The organism is Streptomyces sp. NPDC001634 (genome assembly GCF_040298185.1).
Classification (GTDB): Bacteria; Actinomycetota; Actinomycetes; order Streptomycetales; family Streptomycetaceae; genus Streptomyces.
Map to the genome: position 1 here is coordinate 1 of NZ_JBEOZU010000142.1, position 16,440 is coordinate 16,440.

General features: G+C 69.1%; 14 protein-coding genes. 10 read left to right on the plus strand and 4 right to left on the minus strand.

The genetic code is table 11. From position 1 onward, the window contains the following. Positions 1-1,214 (minus strand): SCO5717 family growth-regulating ATPase (locus tag ABT186_RS44940; RefSeq protein WP_351930178.1); only part of this gene is annotated, 1,214 nt, incomplete at its 3' end. A gap of 401 nt (positions 1,215-1,615) precedes the next feature. Then, on the minus strand, positions 1,616-1,933 hold the full coding sequence (locus ABT186_RS44945) for a DUF397 domain-containing protein (RefSeq protein ID WP_351235828.1): 318 nt from the start codon (positions 1,931-1,933) through the stop codon (positions 1,616-1,618). Positions 1,934-2,466: 533 nt separating this feature from the next. Here ABT186_RS44945 and ABT186_RS44950 point away from each other — a divergent pair. From ABT186_RS44950 to ABT186_RS44980, 7 genes are all read left to right on the plus strand, one after another. After that, complete coding sequence (locus tag ABT186_RS44950) at positions 2,467-3,960, plus strand: outer membrane protein assembly factor BamB family protein (RefSeq protein ID WP_351930180.1); 1,494 nt, start codon at positions 2,467-2,469, stop codon at positions 3,958-3,960. A 129-nt stretch (positions 3,961-4,089) separates the two neighbouring features. Beyond that, on the plus strand, positions 4,090-5,553 hold the full coding sequence (locus ABT186_RS44955; protein ID WP_351930182.1) for an outer membrane protein assembly factor BamB family protein: 1,464 nt from the start codon (positions 4,090-4,092) through the stop codon (positions 5,551-5,553). A 213-nt stretch (positions 5,554-5,766) separates the two neighbouring features. After that, the gene (gene rpsO, locus ABT186_RS44960; RefSeq protein WP_351235834.1) at positions 5,767-6,054 is read left to right on the plus strand and encodes a 30S ribosomal protein S15; all 288 of its coding nucleotides are present in this window, start codon (positions 5,767-5,769) and stop codon (positions 6,052-6,054) included. A gap of 325 nt (positions 6,055-6,379) precedes the next feature. Beyond that, a complete protein-coding gene (locus tag ABT186_RS44965; protein WP_351235836.1) occupies positions 6,380-8,620 on the plus strand; it encodes a polyribonucleotide nucleotidyltransferase in 2,241 nt (746 codons plus the stop codon). After that, positions 8,617-9,996, plus strand: a complete 1,380-nt coding sequence (locus tag ABT186_RS44970; protein ID WP_351235838.1) for a M16 family metallopeptidase — start codon at positions 8,617-8,619, stop codon at positions 9,994-9,996. The genes ABT186_RS44965 and ABT186_RS44970 overlap by 4 nt, the downstream gene beginning before the upstream one ends. A gap of 26 nt (positions 9,997-10,022) precedes the next feature. Then, positions 10,023-10,775, plus strand: coding sequence for a 4-hydroxy-tetrahydrodipicolinate reductase (dapB, locus tag ABT186_RS44975; protein ID WP_351235840.1), 753 nt, complete (start codon positions 10,023-10,025; stop codon positions 10,773-10,775). A gap of 5 nt (positions 10,776-10,780) precedes the next feature. After that, positions 10,781-11,233, plus strand: a complete 453-nt coding sequence (locus tag ABT186_RS44980) for a tetratricopeptide repeat protein (RefSeq protein ID WP_351235842.1) — start codon at positions 10,781-10,783, stop codon at positions 11,231-11,233. Between the two features lie 65 nt (positions 11,234-11,298). Here ABT186_RS44980 and ABT186_RS44985 read toward each other — a convergent pair whose 3' ends face one another. Both ABT186_RS44985 and ABT186_RS44990 read right to left on the minus strand, forming a co-directional pair. Then, positions 11,299-11,856 (minus strand): SCO5741 family PH domain-containing membrane protein, encoded by a 558-nt coding sequence (locus tag ABT186_RS44985; RefSeq protein WP_351237633.1) that lies wholly within the window; start codon positions 11,854-11,856, stop codon positions 11,299-11,301. A gap of 117 nt (positions 11,857-11,973) precedes the next feature. Then, positions 11,974-12,210 (minus strand): hypothetical protein, encoded by a 237-nt coding sequence (locus ABT186_RS44990; RefSeq protein WP_351237631.1) that lies wholly within the window; start codon positions 12,208-12,210, stop codon positions 11,974-11,976. A 238-nt stretch (positions 12,211-12,448) separates the two neighbouring features. Here ABT186_RS44990 and thyX point away from each other — a divergent pair, with 238 nt between their 5' ends. The 3 genes from thyX (at position 12,449) to ABT186_RS45005 (ending at position 16,113) form a co-directional block, all read left to right on the plus strand. After that, the gene (thyX, locus tag ABT186_RS44995; RefSeq protein ID WP_351237629.1) at positions 12,449-13,189 is read left to right on the plus strand and encodes an FAD-dependent thymidylate synthase; all 741 of its coding nucleotides are present in this window, start codon (positions 12,449-12,451) and stop codon (positions 13,187-13,189) included. A gap of 211 nt (positions 13,190-13,400) precedes the next feature. Next, a complete protein-coding gene (gene dapA / locus ABT186_RS45000) occupies positions 13,401-14,300 on the plus strand; it encodes a 4-hydroxy-tetrahydrodipicolinate synthase (protein ID WP_351237627.1) in 900 nt (299 codons plus the stop codon). Between the two features lie 127 nt (positions 14,301-14,427). Then, complete coding sequence (locus tag ABT186_RS45005; protein WP_351237625.1) at positions 14,428-16,113, plus strand: ribonuclease J; 1,686 nt, start codon at positions 14,428-14,430, stop codon at positions 16,111-16,113. The last annotated feature ends 327 nt before the right edge of the window (positions 16,114-16,440 follow it).

Consider the following 16,440-nt stretch of genomic DNA (forward strand, 5'->3'; position numbering starts at 1 on the left):
GGCTGGGGCATGGCAGGCCACTGCGCCGCCGGGCCGGGCGCGGCAGGCTGGTAGGCGGGCGGCAGCGGCGGAACCGTGCTGTGCGGCACCGGCGGCGGGGTCCAGCCCTGCGGCGCCTGCGCGTTCGCGGCGTCATCCGGGGCGGCGGGGGGTGCGGCAGGGGCGTCGTCGGCCTTGGCGGCGTCGGCGGGCTGCTGTGCGGCTGGTACGACAGCGGCGGGCTCGGCGTCCTGCGCCGCCGTCACGCGGCCGCTCCCGTCCTCGGGTTCCTGCTCCGCAGCATCCCCCGGTGCGGAGACGGGGGCGGAGGCGGCGTCGGGGGAAGTGGCGTCGGAGGAGGGGGAGTCGGACCCGTCGGGGGCCTCGGCGCCGGAGACGACGGGAGCCGGGGCGACAGGGGCCGCGGCGGGAGCATCGGTGGACGGCGCACCCTCGCCCTCACCGGTCGCCTCCGAGGCGGATCCGGTGTCACCCGCGGCGGCGGCCGCACCGCTCGCGTCCTGGGCGGCGGAGCCGGGCTCGTCCTCGGCGCCCACGCCTGCGGCAGCCTCCGAGCCGCCGCTCTGGCCGCCGTCACCGGAGGCCGATGCTCCGGCCTCGGCCGAGGGCGCGGTCAGTTCGAAGTCGCCCCCGTCCCGGGCGCCTTCCGTGCCCTCCTGCGCGTCGGGCGCGCTCGTTCCGAAGCCCTCGGCCGCCTTGCTCGCGGCCGCCAGCTGCTCGAACTCCTGCTTGAGCGCGACCGGGGAGAACCGCATTGTGGCGCCGCTCTCCAGGCCTCCGGTCGCGGGCTCGTCGGCCGACGGCGTCCACACGGGAAAGCCCTCGTCGGACGTGGGGTCGGACGCACCGGCGGGGTTGTCGACCGGACCGGGAGGTGCGGCCGGCGGAGCCGAGGCGGCGTCCGCGGAGGGAACCGGCGGCGCGGGCGGAACCGGAGCCGGCGGTACGGGCGGAACCGGAGCCGGCGGTACGGGCGGAACCGGAGCCGGCGGTACGGGCGGAACGGGAGCCGTAGGAACCGGCGCCTCCGGGGCCGGTGCCGGGTCCGAAGACGACGTGTCCGCCGACCCCGCGGACGCGTTCTGCGTGTACCAGGCGGGTGGCGCGTAGTCGATGGTGAACTCGCCCGTCATCTCGATGGCGGACTCGGCGTCGGACTGGTCATCGTCGGGTGAAGCCCAGCCCCCGCGGATCCCGTTCCGATCGCTGCTCACAGTTCCTCCTGGTGTGGTCGAGCACCCTCATGCCGTGCTGGGGCGACCGCTCTCGTTGTACGAAGTCGTCCGATGTAGTCCGATTCCGCCCGGCAATCCCCCCTGGGGCGCCGACGGCCCGCCACAGGTTCTGGTGTGGCGCCCGGTACCAGCCTAATCACCACGACCGTCCCCACGGCAGGCCCGTCCGCCGCTCCGCGCCCTCCCGTCGCGTCACACCATGCTCGTACCTGACACGCCTATGAACCATGACCGTTCACAAACCGGATGCCATCGATGAGCAAAACGGACGAATACAGGGTGTGAACCGGTCTCAATCACCTCATGACCGGCCGCCGTTGCAGTCGGCGGTCCGGCAAACGGGCTCGGGAACTGTCCGTCAACCGAAAACGCTACGGCTCTTACTCCGCCGCCGGCCCTCCGTTGTGCGGCGCCGGCTCCAGGTCGAACTCCCCGTCGCGCGCGCCCAGGACGAACGCCCGCCACTCCGCCTCCGTGTACCGCAGTACCGTGTCGGGGTCGAGGGAGGACCGCATGGCCACCGCTCCTCCCGGCAGATACGCAATCTCGACGCGCTCCTCGTGCTCCTCGGTGCCGGGCGCGCTGTGCCATTCGACGTCGGAGATGTCGAGGGCGTAGAGCTCGTTCTTCTCCCGCTCCTTGCGTGCCTTGATGTCCTCGGCCCGTGCCTCGACACCCTTGTCCTGAGCCTCGGCCATGGTGAGACGGCCCCTTCCTGACGTGCGAACGAACTGTCCGCTCACCCTACTGGTCATCACGCCTCCCCTACCGGCCAACGGAACAGGCGGCGCCCCCTGGCGGTAGGGTTCCGGCGTTCGCGTGAGCACACGCGAACAGGCCGGAGAATCAGGGCATTTCACGCGATCCAAAAGCGTGAGCGGCCAAGTGACCGGCCCCAAGGACCCCTTGACGGCTCCGCGACGGAGCCTTCCGGGGGAGCGGCGCAGGATCTTCACAGTGCCGACGCACAACCATCACCGAGGGGGAACAGGTGAGCATGACGGTGGCCGCAGCGGGCGGGCCGGTTACCGGAGCCCGGTCGAGGGGCACCCCGGCCTGCCGCCACCTCGTCTGCCGACGGTTCTGCCGCTCGGCAGCCTGACGTCCTTCCGGACCGCTTCCCGGAGATCGCCGAGGGTTTCGTCCCGCTTGCGCCGATCCCGCCAACGCCCGCCATCTTCGACGTGTTTCCGGCCGCCCGGGCCATGACCAGCAGGAAAGGTATTGAGACGTGAGCTTCGGCCCACCTCCTTCGGTATACACCCAGTCCGCCGTGGCGGCGGACAACACCCGAACGCGGCACCGCAGGCGACTGCTCGCCGTCGTGACCGGCCTTGTCGTCGTCGTCCTCGCGGTAGGCGGTTGGCTGCTGTGGCACGGGCCCGGCGGGCAGACGTCGAACACCAGGCCCGCGGTGGCCCGGCAGGCGCCGGACGAGATCAGGGAAACGGTCGAGAAGGTCCCCCGCAGCCCCGAGGGCGCGGTGGTGATCGACCACAACGAGAAGAACCTCGAGAAGAACGACGCCGACCCCCGCTACGCGCCGGGCACCTGGGCCACCCGCAAGATCTTCGCCAAGGGCGTCGCCCACACGATCACCGGGTTCAAGATCGATGACGGCAACATGGACGAAACGGCGTGGACCATCCAACTGGACGGCCACATCTGCGCCACCACCCCGCACGTCACCGCGGACGGCCGTACCGCGGTGGTCGTCCAGCCCACCAAGCCCAAGGGATCCACGTCCTCGGGTGTCTGCGACGAGGTGCTGTTCTTCGACATCGACACCGGTAAGAAGCTGTGGCAGGCGAAGATGCCGAACGCCACCCACGCATACGTCACGAACATCAACCTGACGATGACGCGGGGCACCGTCGCCATCGCCTGGGGCGAGGGCTCGGTCGCGTACGACATGAAGGCCGGCAAGCAGCTCTGGAAGAGCAGCGTCTCCACGTGCATGGACAAGGGCTTCGCGGGCGGTCGCGCCCTCCTCGCTCTCAGGCAGTGCGGGCAAGCGAGCGACCGGACGTTCGAGGTGCAGAAGGTCGAACCCCGTACGGGCCGGCCCGAGTGGACGTACAAGGTCGACAAGGGAGTCCAGGCGGTCTACCTTCCCTCGTCCGATCCGCCGGTCATCGCCGTCGGGGCGGGCGACATCACGGTGACCGACCTGATCACGCTCGACGGTCACGGCAACCGCCTTGCCACCATCACCATGCACGGGGAGGCCTACGACCCCATGTGCGGCCAGCGGTACGGGGCGTCGTCGTACTTCGGCGACGTGGAGTACTGCGACGGCATGGTCGTCGGACGGAACGAAGTCTTCGTCGCGAGCAAGGACGAGACCGAGATCGACCAGGCGTCGAACTGGATCATGGCGTTCGACATCAGGACGGGGAAGACCATCCGGAAGTTCGAGGGGCGGGCGCTGCAGCCGGTCTACCCGCTGCGTATGAGCGGGGATCAGCTCCTGGTGTACCGGAACACCGCGGACGACATCGGCCCTTCGGCGGTGGTGCTCTGGAATCCGCGCACGGGCAAGTCGACGCCGTTCCTCTTCTTCGCCCTCCCGAGCGACGACGACAGCGCGCTCAGCGACCCGGAGGACTCGGACATCATCGTCGAGCAGGGCCGGGTCTTCTTCGCGAAGCGGGAACTGACGCCGGACGCGAAGTACCCCAAGAACGCCGTCCTGGGTGCCATCGGCATCGGGAGCGCCGAGTAGCGCTCAGAAGCGCGGCGGGCCCCGGGACGCGGACTTCGTCCCGGTCGCAGCGCTCCCGCCGACGCTCGCCGCTTTCGACCCGTATGCGGCCGTCCAGGCCATGAACCAGCAGCTGAAAGGCATTCCGACGTGAGCTTCGGCCCGCCGCCCTCCATCTACACCCAGTCCGCTGTGGAGGCCGAGAACCGCAAGAAGCGCCGCAAACTGATCACGTTCGCCGCCGTGGCGACAGCGGTCGCCGTGCTGTGCGCGGGAGTCTGGGCACTGTCGTACGCGGCCGGTGACAGCCCTTCGGACCGGCGCCCGGTGGCCGCGCGACAGAATCCCGACGACATCCGGGACACGGTCGAGCGGCCTCCGGCCAGCCCGGAGGGGACAACCGCCGTCGACTACCGCACCAAGCTCAAGGTGAACCAGAACCTGGACGCCTGGGGAACATGGGCGACCGACAAGACCTTCGCCAAGACCCTGGACAACCGGATCACCGGCTTCAGGATCGGCACCGGCCAGGTGGCCTGGAAACTCGCCTTCCCGGGCGCCGTCTGCGCCGCGACCCGGCACGTCACCGTGGACGGTCGCACCGCCATGGTCTTCTCGGGCGAGGCGCCCCAGAAAGTCGACCCCAACGACACGGCCCCGGGCCAGTCCTGCGACCAGCTCGCGATGTTCGACATCGACACCGGCAAGCAGCTGTGGCACGTGAAGCTGCCCAGGAACGGCCTCATGGGGATCACCGTCACGTCGATGAAGGGCAAGGTCGTCGCGGCGTGGGACGCGGGCTCGGCGGCCTACGCCATGGCCGACGGCAAGCTGCTGTGGTCGCACGAGGCACAGTCGTTCTGCAAGGACAGCGGGTACGCAGGCGGCAAGGCCCTGGTACGCCTCGTGACATGCGGGAGCGGAACAAACAAGAGGTTCCTGGTCCAGGGGACGAACCCCGCGACCGGCAAGTCGGAGTGGAACTACCAGGTGGCGCCCGGCGTCGAGGACGTACGCCTGGTCTCCTCGTCCCCCGCCGTCGTTGCGGTGGCTGCGGGCGACATGTACGTCAGCGACCTGATCTCCCTCAGCGATCGGGGAACACACCGGGCATCGATCTCGGTGCCCCACGACAAATACGCCACCAAGTGCGGCACCGACGTGACGGACCCGATCGAGAACTGCGAGGGCGTGGTCGTCGGAAACGGGCAGCTGTACGTCGCCACGGCGCCCCGCGAGTTCGGCACGGCGGCCCGAGGGCAGGCGGCCAACGAAATCGTCGCCTTCGATCTGGCCACCGGGAAGAGCCTGCGCAAGTTCGACGCGAAGTCCAGCCGCCCCATCTACCCCATCCGGATGAGCGGCGACCGGCTCATCGCGTACCGGGCGGCCGTCGGTGACGCACTGAACGCCGCCATGAGCATTGATCCCGCCACGGGGAAGCAGACCGTGCTGCTGGTCTTCAACGCCGACAGCCTGCCGCTCCTCGACGACGCGGACGTCCGCTTCGAGCACGGCCGTATCTTCTTCGCGGTGACTACGGTCGCCGGGCCGGCCGGCAAGGACGGCGAGGGGGACAGCGAGACGGTCGCGGAGGGGTTCGGGACCGGCTGACCGGCCCCCGGACAAGCACGTCCGTCCAGACTGGTACGCTGTGTGACGGCCGTTCGTGTACGCACCCCCGGACCCCACCCGAGCCCCCGAAAGGGACGCCCAGGGTTCCGGAGGCCGCGCCCGGCGGATCCCCTGCCTCCCGAGTCATGGAAGCCTCCCTGAGAAGAAGACCAGGGGCACTCGGAGGCATTCAGAAGACTACGAGGAGTACGCGTGTCGCTCGACGCCGCTACGAAGAAGCAGATCATGGCCGAGTTCGGTACCAAGGAGGGCGACACCGGCTCCCCCGAGGTCCAGGTCGCGATGCTCTCCCGCCGCATCTCGGACCTGACCGAGCACCTCAAGACCCACAAGCACGACCACCACTCCCGTCGTGGTCTGCTGATCCTGGTCGGTCAGCGTCGCCGTCTGCTGCAGTACCTGGCCAAGAAGGACATCCAGCGCTTCCGTGTGCTGGTCGACCGCCTCGGCATCCGCCGCGGTGCGGCGGGCGCCAAGTAAGACGCCGCGAAGGGAGCGGTTCCCGTACGAAGGGGGCCGCTCCCTTTGCTGTACGTGCGGACTGACACCGCGCCTTTGTAGTGTGGTAGCACAACGCAATACGCACGACACCGTGTGAGGAGTGCCTGGACACACCGGGTAACGCCGCACACACCGAACGAGGAGGAGCGCACCTCGCCGCCGCCGGTCCTCGGTAGTGGCCCCCGGGGGGAAGTGAGCCCCGGGTGCTTCGATCGAAGACCGGTCCGCACCAGACGGCGCGCTTCTCCGCCACCGTCCCCCTGCCACACGGGCAGCCGGGGACGAAGACGAGGAGAAAACGCTAGTGGAGAACGAGACCCACTACGCCGAGGCCGTCATCGACAACGGCTCCTTCGGCACCCGTACGATCCGCTTCGAGACGGGCCGCCTGGCCAAGCAGGCCGCCGGCTCCGCCGTGGCGTACCTGGACGACGACACGATGGTCCTGTCGGCCACCACCGCGTCCAAGAACCCCAAGGACCAGCTCGACTTCTTCCCGCTGACGGTCGACGTCGAGGAGCGGATGTACGCGGCCGGGAAGATCCCCGGTTCCTTCTTCCGCCGTGAGGGCCGTCCGTCCGAGGACGCCATCCTCACCTGCCGGCTCATCGACCGTCCGCTGCGCCCGTCCTTCAAGAAGGGCCTGCGCAACGAGATCCAGGTCGTCGCCACCATCATGGCGCTCAACCCCGACCACCTGTACGACGTCGTGGCGATCAACGCCGCGTCCGCGTCCACGCAGCTGGCCGGTCTGCCCTTCTCCGGCCCGATCGGCGGCGTCCGCGTCGCGCTGATCAACGGCCAGTGGGTCGCCTTCCCGACGCACACCGAGCTCGAGGACGCCGTCTTCGACATGGTGGTCGCGGGCCGCGCCCTGGAGGACGGCGACGTCGCGATCATGATGGTCGAGGCCGAGGCCACCGACAAGACCATCCACCTGGTCAAGGGCGGCGCCGAGGCGCCGACCGAGGAGGTCGTCGCCGCCGGTCTGGAGGCCGCGAAGCCCTTCATCAAGGTGCTGTGCAAGGCCCAGGCGGACCTCGCCGCGAAGGCAGCCAAGCCGACCGCCGAGTTCCCGATCTTCCTCGACTACGAGGACGACGTCCTGGAGGCGCTGACCGCCGCGGTCCGCCCCGAGCTGGCCCAGGCGCTCACCATCGGCGGCAAGCAGGAGCGCGAGTCCGAGCTGGACCGCGTCAAGCAGCTCGCCGCCGAGAAGCTCCTGCCGGAGTTCGAGGGCCGCGAGAAGGAGATCTCCGCCGCGTACCGCTCGCTGACCAAGACCCTGGTCCGTGAGCGCGTCATCAAGGAGAAGAAGCGCATCGACGGCCGTGGCGTGACGGACATCCGTACGCTCGCCGCCGAGGTCGAGGCCATCCCGCGGGTCCACGGTTCGGCCCTGTTCGAGCGCGGCGAGACCCAGATCCTGGGCGTGACCACGCTGAACATGCTGCGCATGGAGCAGCAGCTCGACACCCTCTCCCCGGTGACGCGCAAGCGTTACATGCACAACTACAACTTCCCGCCGTACTCCACCGGCGAGACCGGCCGCGTCGGCTCCCCGAAGCGCCGCGAGATCGGCCACGGCGCCCTCGCCGAGCGCGCCCTGGTGCCGGTCCTGCCGACGCGCGAGGAGTTCCCGTACGCGATCCGTCAGGTGTCCGAGGCCCTCGGCTCCAACGGCTCGACGTCCATGGGCTCGGTCTGCGCCTCCACCATGTCGCTGCTGAACGCCGGTGTGCCGCTCAAGGCCCCGGTCGCCGGTATCGCCATGGGTCTGATCTCCCAGGAGATCGACGGCGAGACGCACTACGTCACCCTCACCGACATCCTCGGTGCGGAGGACGCCTTCGGCGACATGGACTTCAAGGTCGCCGGTACGAAGGAGTTCGTGACCGCCCTCCAGCTCGACACCAAGCTGGACGGCATCCCGGCCTCCGTCCTGGCCGCGGCCCTGAAGCAGGCCCGTGACGCCCGTCTCCACATCCTCGACGTGATGATGGAGGCCATCGACCGGCCCGACGAGATGTCCCCGCACGCCCCGCGGATCATCACCGTCAAGATCCCGGTCGACAAGATCGGTGAGGTCATCGGCCCCAAGGGCAAGATGATCAACCAGATCCAGGAGGACACCGGCGCCGAGATCACGATCGAGGACGACGGCACGATCTACATCGGTGCCGCCGACGGCCCGTCCGCCGAGGCCGCCCGCGCCACGATCAACGGCATCGCCAACCCGACCATGCCGGAGGTCGGCGAGCGCTACCTGGGCACGGTCGTCAAGACGACCACCTTCGGTGCGTTCGTCTCGCTGCTCCCGGGCAAGGACGGTCTGCTGCACATCTCGCAGATCCGCAAGCTCGCGGGCGGCAAGCGCGTGGAGAACGTCGAGGACGTCCTCGGCGTGGGCCAGAAGGTCCAGGTCGAGATCGCCGAGATCGACTCCCGCGGCAAGCTCTCCCTCATCCCCGTGATCGAGGGCGAGGCTGCATCCGACAGCGGCTCCGCCGCGGGCTCCGAGGCGAAGGACGACACCGACAAGTGACGTCCCGTGGCTTCAAGGCGACGGCCCGCACCTCTCCGGAGGCGCGGGCCGTTGCCCGTACCCAAACCCTGATCAAGGGCGAGAACGGCATCGGTACGGTACGCAAGACCACCCTCCCGGGTGGTCTGCGGATCGTCACCGAGACGCTGCCCTCCGTGCGCTCCGCCACCTTCGGCATCTGGGCGCACGTCGGCTCGCGCGACGAGACGCCGGCCCTGAACGGCGCCACGCACTATCTGGAGCACCTGCTCTTCAAGGGCACGCAGCGCAGAAGCGCCCTCGACATCTCCGCCGCGATCGACGCGGTCGGCGGCGAGATGAACGCGTTCACGGCGAAGGAGTACACGTGCTACTACGCGCGCGTGCTCGACACCGACCTGCCGCTCGCCATCGACGTCGTCTGCGACATGCTCACCGGCTCGCTGATCCTCGAGGAGGACGTCAACGTCGAGCGCGGCGCGATCCTCGAGGAGATCGCGATGACGGAGGACGACCCGGGCGACTGTGTGCACGACCTGTTCGCGCACACCATGTTCGGCGACAACCCGCTCGGCCGCCCCGTCCTCGGCACGGTCGACACCGTCAACGCCCTCACCGCCGACCGCATCCGCCGGTTCTACAGGAAGCACTACGACCCCACCCATCTGGTGGTCGCGTGCGCCGGCAATGTCGACCACCAGAAGGTCGTACGTCTGGTGCGTGCCGCCTTCGAGAAGGCGGGTGCCCTGATCCGGACGGACGCCGAGCCCATCGCCCCGCGCGACGGCCGCCGCGCCATCCGCACCGCCGGCCGCGTCGAGCTGCTGGGCCGCAAGACCGAACAGGCGCACGTCGTCCTCGGCATGCCCGGCCTGGCCCGCACCGACGACCGCCGCTGGGCCCTCGGGGTGCTGAACACCGCGCTCGGCGGTGGCATGTCGTCCCGGCTGTTCCAGGAGGTCCGGGAGAAGCGGGGCCTCGCGTACAGCGTGTACTCGTACACCTCGGGCTTCGCCGACTGCGGACTCTTCGGTGTGTACGCCGGCTGCCGTCCGAGCCAGGTGCACGACGTGCTCAAGATCTGCCGTGACGAGCTGGACCACGTGGCCGAGCACGGACTGTCCGACGACGAGATCTCCCGCGCCATCGGCCAGCTCCGGGGGTCCACGGTCCTCGGACTGGAGGACACCGGTGCGCTGATGAACCGTATCGGCAAGAGTGAGCTGTGCTGGGGCGACCAGATGTCCGTCGACGACATGCTGGCCCGGATAGCCGCGGTGACCCCGGACGACGTCCGGTCCGTGGCCCGGGACATCCTGGGACAGCGGCCCTCGCTGTCGGTCATCGGCCCCCTCAAGGACAAGCAGGCGTCCCGTCTGCACGATGCGGTCGCGTAATCCCCTCCGGTAAGGAAGCAAGAGAGATGAGCAAGCTGCGCGTGGCGGTCCTCGGGGCCCGGGGCCGGATCGGTTCGGAGGCGGTACGGGCCGTCGAAGCCGCCGAGGACATGGAACTGGTCGCCGCCCTCGGCCGGGGCGACAAGCTGGAGACCCTCGCGGACGCCGGTGCTCAGGTCGTGGTCGAGCTGACCACCCCGGCCTCGGTGATGGGCAACCTCGACTTCTGCGTACGGCACGGCATCCACGCCGTGGTCGGCACGACGGGCTGGACCGACGAGCGCCTTGCGCAGCTGAAGGGCTGGCTGGACGGGTTCCCGGAGACGGGCGTCCTCATCGCCCCGAACTTCTCCATCGGCGCCGTGCTGACGATGAAGTTCGCCGAGGTGGCCGCCCCCTACTTCGAGTCCGTCGAAGTCGTCGAGCTGCACCACCCGAACAAGGTGGACGCCCCGAGCGGCACCGCCACGCGCACCGCCCAGCTCATCGCCGCAGCACGCGCGAAGGCGGGCAGCGCCCCGCAGCCCGACGCCACGGTGACGGCCCTGGACGGCGCCCGCGGCGCGAACGTCGACGGTGTCCCGGTGCATGCGGTCCGCCTGCGCGGTCTGCTCGCCCACCAGGAGGTTCTGCTGGGCGGCGAGGGCGAGACGCTCACCATCCGCCATGACTCGCTGCACCACAGCAGCTTCATGCCGGGCATCCTGCTCGGCGTCCGCCGCGTCGTGACCACTCCGGGCCTGACCTTCGGCCTGGAGCACTTCCTCGACCTGAAGTAGCCGTCATGCGCGCGAAGATCACCTACGCCGTCACGGCCGCCGTCCTGGTCGTCTACTTCGTCCTGGTCGGCAGCCGCGGCGTGCTCCTGATCCAGAACGGCACGCCGATCACCGTCACCTTCGGCGTCGCGGTGCTGATCCTGCCGGTCATCGGCGTCTGGTTCCTCTGGAAGAACACGCAGTTCGTCCGCAAGGCCAACCGGCTCGCGGCCGAGCTGGACGCCGAGGGCGGCCTGCCTCTCGACGAGCTGCGGCGCACGCCGAGCGGCCGGATCGACCGCGATTCGGCCGACGAGGTCTTCGCCAGGCGCAAGGCGGAGACGGAGGCCGCCCCGGACGACTGGCGCAGCTGGTTCCGGCTGGCGATCGCCTACCACGACGCCCGCGACACGCCCCGCGCCCGCAAGGCGATGCAGCGGGCGATCGCCCTGCACGAGGGCAGGACGGTCGAGGCCTGAGCCGTACGGCGCGCGACGAAGGGGGCCCCCCCCGGAAATCGGGGCGGCCCCTTCGTCGTACCGCGTCAGCCCCGGTGATACTCCGCGGCCCAGGCCTCGACCGTGTCCGCCGCCCGGTCGAAGGCCTGCGGACGCGCCAGGAAGTCGGCGTCGTGCGTGGTCAGCAGCGGAGGTGTGTCCTCGGGCGCACGGCCCTGGCGGACGAGGGTCAGCGCCTGGCCCTGCACCGTGCGTGGCAGCCCGAGCCAGCGCACCGGCTGCTGCACAGTCCGTACCGTGACGACCTGCTTCCAGGGCGTCGTACGCGTGCCGAAGAACGCCACCCGGCGCAGCCCGCGCGCGCTCACCCAGACACCCACCCGCAGTAGCCGCAGGGCGACGACGATGACGGCCAGCGCGAAGCCCAGGACCCCGCCGGCGCCGGACGGCGTGCCGGTGATCGCGATGATGACCGCCGCGACGAGCACATACGAGGCAAGCAGCAGCAGAATTGCGGCCGAGCCCACCCTCCACGGACCGGGTCGGTAGGGGCGCCGCCAGCGGTCGCTGTCGTCGTAGGGCAGCGGGAGATCGTTCGCTGCCTGGTCGTCAGCACGGTCGGCCGTCAGGAAAGGCAGGGGCACGGCAGATCCTCACTCGGTCCATGGGGCTGTGCCCGGTGAGGCTATCGAGCCGTGTCCTTGCCCACCACCCCAGGGGGCCCAGGGGGGTGCCCCTGGGCCGGTCGGCGGACGGGGGCCTCAGCGCCCGGTGGAGGCCTCGGAGTGCTGGGTCGCGACGGGCGACTGCTGCGAAAGGGCAGGCGCGCCTATGACCACGGCACCGACGAGTGCCGCGACGATGGTGAGCCCCAGCAGCCACCGCCCGGCCCTCTGACCGGCGGACGCACGCTCGCGGGGCGGGGGAGTGACATTGCTGCGGAAGGAGTCGGCTTCGGCGAGGAAGGCGAACGGTACGGGCTCGCGCCGACGGGACATGGGAGTGCTTCTCCTCTGAGGGTCGTGGGCCGGGGATCCGGGTGGGTGAGACGGGGAGACGGGAACGAATCACCGTCACCTACACAGACGAGCGAACGCCGCGAAAGGTGCCCTGTTTCACCGAATTCGCAGAAGTTCGCCGACGAATGTCGCGGCCCGGCACCGAACGCCCCGTTGTCGGTGCCGGGTCGTAGAGTGGGCGCCGCCCGAGCTTGTGATGGGAAGGACCTTCTACGCCGTGACCGACACCCCCGCCGACGACCTCAAGCCCAGCTTCCGCAGCGACGTCACCGTCGAGCTGGTCAAGCACAGCGCGGCCGACTCCGACGTGCTGTGGGCCGCCCGCGTCTCCACCGCCGGCGAGCAGTCCCTGGACGAGCTGAAGAAGGACCCCGAGCGCTCCAAGGGCCTGATCAACTACCTGATGCGGGACCGGCACGGCAGCCCCTTCGAGCACAACTCGATGACGTTCTTCATCAGCGCCCCGATCTTCGTCTTCCGTGAGTTCATGCGGCATCGGGTGGGCTGGTCGTACAACGAGGAGTCGGGCAGGTACCGGGAGCTCCAGCCGGTCTTCTACGTTCCCGGCGAGTCCCGCAAGCTCGTCCAGGAGGGCCGCCCGGGCAAGTACGTCTTCGTCGAGGGCACCCAGGCCCAGCAGGAGCTGGTCGGCCGCGTCATGGAGGACGCGTACGTGCACGCCTACGAGGCGTACCGGGAGATGCTCGCCGCCGGAGTCGCCCGCGAGGTCGCCCGCTCGGTCCTGCCGGTGGGCCTGTTCTCTTCGATGTACGCCACCTGCAACGCCCGATCGCTGATGCACTTCCTCGGTCTGCGCACCCAGCACGAGCTGGCCAGGGTGCCGTCCTTCCCACAGCGGGAGATCGAGATGGTCGGCGAGAAGATGGAGGCGGAGTGGGCCAAGCTCATGCCCCTCACGTATGCGGCCTTCAATGCCAACGGGCGCGTGGCGCCGTAGTACGCACCCACTTCCCGGTCGGGCACAGATGTACGCATCGACCGAGCGAAGTGTCCGTATTGCGGCATTTCGAGAAGTTCATCTAGCCTGATCAAACGGACCCGGCACTGCTTGAACCCCCGAGCAGGCAGTGCCGGGCTCCATCTTTGTCCGGACTTTTCCCGCCCCCCGAGGGCAGACCCCGCCCGGAGCAGCGAGTAGCGTGTTACCCATGGCTCCGACCTCCACTCCGCAGATCCCCTTCGGGCGGATCCTCACCGCCATGGTCACGCCCTTCACGGCGGACGGCGCACTCGACCTCGACGGCGCGCAGCGGCTCGCCACCCACCTGGTGGACGCAGGCAACGACGGCCTGATCATCAACGGCACCACAGGCGAGTCCCCGACCACCAGCGACGCGGAGAAATCGGATCTCGTACGAGCCGTCCTGGAAGCGGTCGGCGACCGCGCCCACATCGTCGCCGGTGTCGGCACGAACGACACCCACCACAGCATCGAACTGGCGCGCGCGGCGCAGAAGGTCGGCGCGCACGGCCTGCTGACCGTCACGCCGTACTACAACAAGCCTCCTCAGGAGGGCCTGTACCGGCACTTCACGGCCATCGCCGACGCCACCGAGCTGCCCGTCATGCTCTACGACATCCCCGGCCGTAGCGGCGTCCCGATCAACACCGAGACCATCGTCCGCCTCGCCGAGCACCCGCGGATCGTCGCCAACAAGGACGCCAAGGGCGACCTCGGCCGCGCCAGCTGGGCCATCGCCCAGTCCGGCCTTGCCTGGTACTCCGGCGACGACATGCTCAACCTGCCTCTGCTCTCGGTGGGCGCGGTCGGCTTCGTCTCGGTCGTCGGCCACGTCGTCACGCCCGAGCTGCGCGCCATGGTCGAGTCCTACGTGAGCGGCGACGTCCAGAAGGCGCTGGAGATCCACCAGAAGCTGCTCCCGGTCTTCACCGGCATGTTCCGTACCCAGGGCGTCATGACCACCAAGGCCGCGCTCGCCCTCCAGGGTCTGCCCGCAGGGCCCCTGCGCGCCCCCATGGTCGACCTCACGCCCGAGGAGATCGCCCAGCTCAAGATCGATCTTGCCGCAGGCGGGGTACAGGTCTGACAAAGACTTCACAACTGAATAGGCAGGACACAGGTGCCTGCACCCCACACCAACAACTGCTTTTGCACGAACGTCATGCGCGCCACGTGCCCTACAGGTACGTGGCGTGCGTGGTGAGGAGAGTCTTTTGAGTCATCCGCATCCTGAACTCGGCCCGCCGCCGAAGCTCCCCGAAGGCGGCCTGAGGGTCACCCCACTCGGCGGCCTCGGGGAAATCGGCCGGAACATGACCGTCTTCGAGTACGGCGGCCGCCTCCTGATCGTCGACTGCGGAGTGCTCTTCCCCGAGGAGGAGCAGCCCGGAATCGACCTGATCCTGCCGGACTTCTCGTCCATCCGTGATCGCCTCGACGACGTCGAGGGCATCGTCCTCACGCACGGCCACGAGGACCACATCGGCGGCGTCCCGTTCCTGCTGCGCGAGAAGCCGGACATTCCGCTGATCGGCTCCAAGCTGACGCTCGCCCTGATCGAGGCGAAGCTCCAGGAACACCGCATCCGTCCGTACACGCTCGAGGTGGTCGAGGGCCAACGCGAGCGCGTCGGCCCCTTCGACTGCGAGTTCATCGCGGTCAACCACTCCATTCCGGACGCCCTCGCGGTCGCCATCCGCACCCCCGCCGGCATGGTGGTCCACACGGGCGACTTCAAGATGGACCAGCTGCCGCTGGACAACCGTCTGACGGATCTGCACGCGTTCGCACGGCTGAGCGAGGAAGGCATCGACCTTCTCCTCACCGACTCCACCAACGCCGAGGTCCCCGGGTTCACCCCGCACGAGCGCGACATCTCCAACGTCCTGCGCCAGGTCTTCGCGGCTGCCCGCAAGCGGATCATCGTGGCGAGCTTCGCCAGCCACGTCCACCGCATCCAGCAGATTCTGGACGCGGCGCACGAATACGGCCGCCGGGTCGCCTTCGTCGGCCGCTCGATGGTGCGGAACATGGGCATCGCAAGAGACCTGGGCTATCTGAAGGTCCCGCCGGGTCTGGTCGTGGACGTGAAGACGCTGGACGACCTGCCGGACAACGAGGTCGTGCTGGTGTGCACGGGTTCGCAGGGCGAGCCGATGGCGGCGCTGTCGCGCATGGCGAACCGCGACCACCAGATCCGCATCGTCGAAGGCGACACGGTGATCCTTGCGTCGTCGCTGATCCCCGGCAACGAGAACGCGGTGTACCGCGTGATCAACGGCCTGACCCGCTGGGGCGCGAACGTCGTGCACAAGGGCAACGCCAAGGTGCACGTCTCGGGCCACGCCTCGGCCGGCGAGCTGCTGTACTTCTACAACATCTGCCGCCCGAAGAACCTGATGCCGGTCCACGGTGAATGGCGCCATCTGCGGGCCAACGCCGAACTGGGCGCGCTGACGGGCGTCCCGCACGACCGGATCGTCATCGCCGAGGACGGCATCGCCGTCGACCTCATCGAGGGAAAGGCGAAGATCTCCGGCAAGGTCCAGGCGGGTTACGTCTACGTCGACGGTCTCTCGGTCGGCGACGTCGGCGAGCCGGCGCTCAAGGACCGCAAGATCCTCGGCGACGAGGGCATCATCTCGGTCTTCGTGGTGGTGGACTCCTCGACGGGCAAGATCACGGGAGGTCCCCATGTCCACGCCCGTGGCTCGGGCATTGACGACTCGGCCTTCGCCGATGTGGTCCCGAAGATCACGGAGGTGCTGGAGCGGTCGGCGCAGGACGGGGTCGTAGAGCCCCACCAGCTCCAACAGCTCGTGCGACGCACCCTGGGCAAGTGGGTCTCCGACACGTATCGGCGCAGGCCGATGATCCTGCCCGTGGTGGTTGAGGTCTGACGTTCCGTCAAGGCCTCGCGCGGGTGAACCCGGAGCGAGGCACCTCGATTTGCATCGAGGTGCCTCGCTCCAGTACGTTTACGGCTCCGCCAGCAGGGGAACCCGGCGCAACCAAGCGTGGGGAACCGGCCCCAGCGGGGCGGAAATTCCGACTCAGAGTTTCTGATAAAGTCGGAACCGCTGGAAAGGGAAACGCGAGAGCGGGAACCTGGAAAGCACCGAGGAAATCGGGTCGAGAAAAGATCTGATAGAGTCGGAAACACCGAAGGGAAGCGCCCGGAGGAAAGCCGCGAGAGTGAGTCTCTCGGGTGAGTACAAAGGAAGCGT

Coding starts and splice junctions, on each gene's coding strand:
- dapA (WP_351237627.1), top strand. CDS start 13,401: ATGGCTCCGACCTCCACTCCGCAGATCCCCTTCGGGCGGATCCTCACC.
- ABT186_RS44945 (WP_351235828.1), bottom strand. CDS start 1,933: ATGGCCGAGGCTCAGGACAAGGGTGTCGAGGCACGGGCCGAGGACATC.
- dapB (WP_351235840.1), top strand. CDS start 10,023: ATGAGCAAGCTGCGCGTGGCGGTCCTCGGGGCCCGGGGCCGGATCGGT.
- ABT186_RS44990 (WP_351237631.1), bottom strand. CDS start 12,210: ATGTCCCGTCGGCGCGAGCCCGTACCGTTCGCCTTCCTCGCCGAAGCC.
- ABT186_RS44980 (WP_351235842.1), top strand. CDS start 10,781: ATGCGCGCGAAGATCACCTACGCCGTCACGGCCGCCGTCCTGGTCGTC.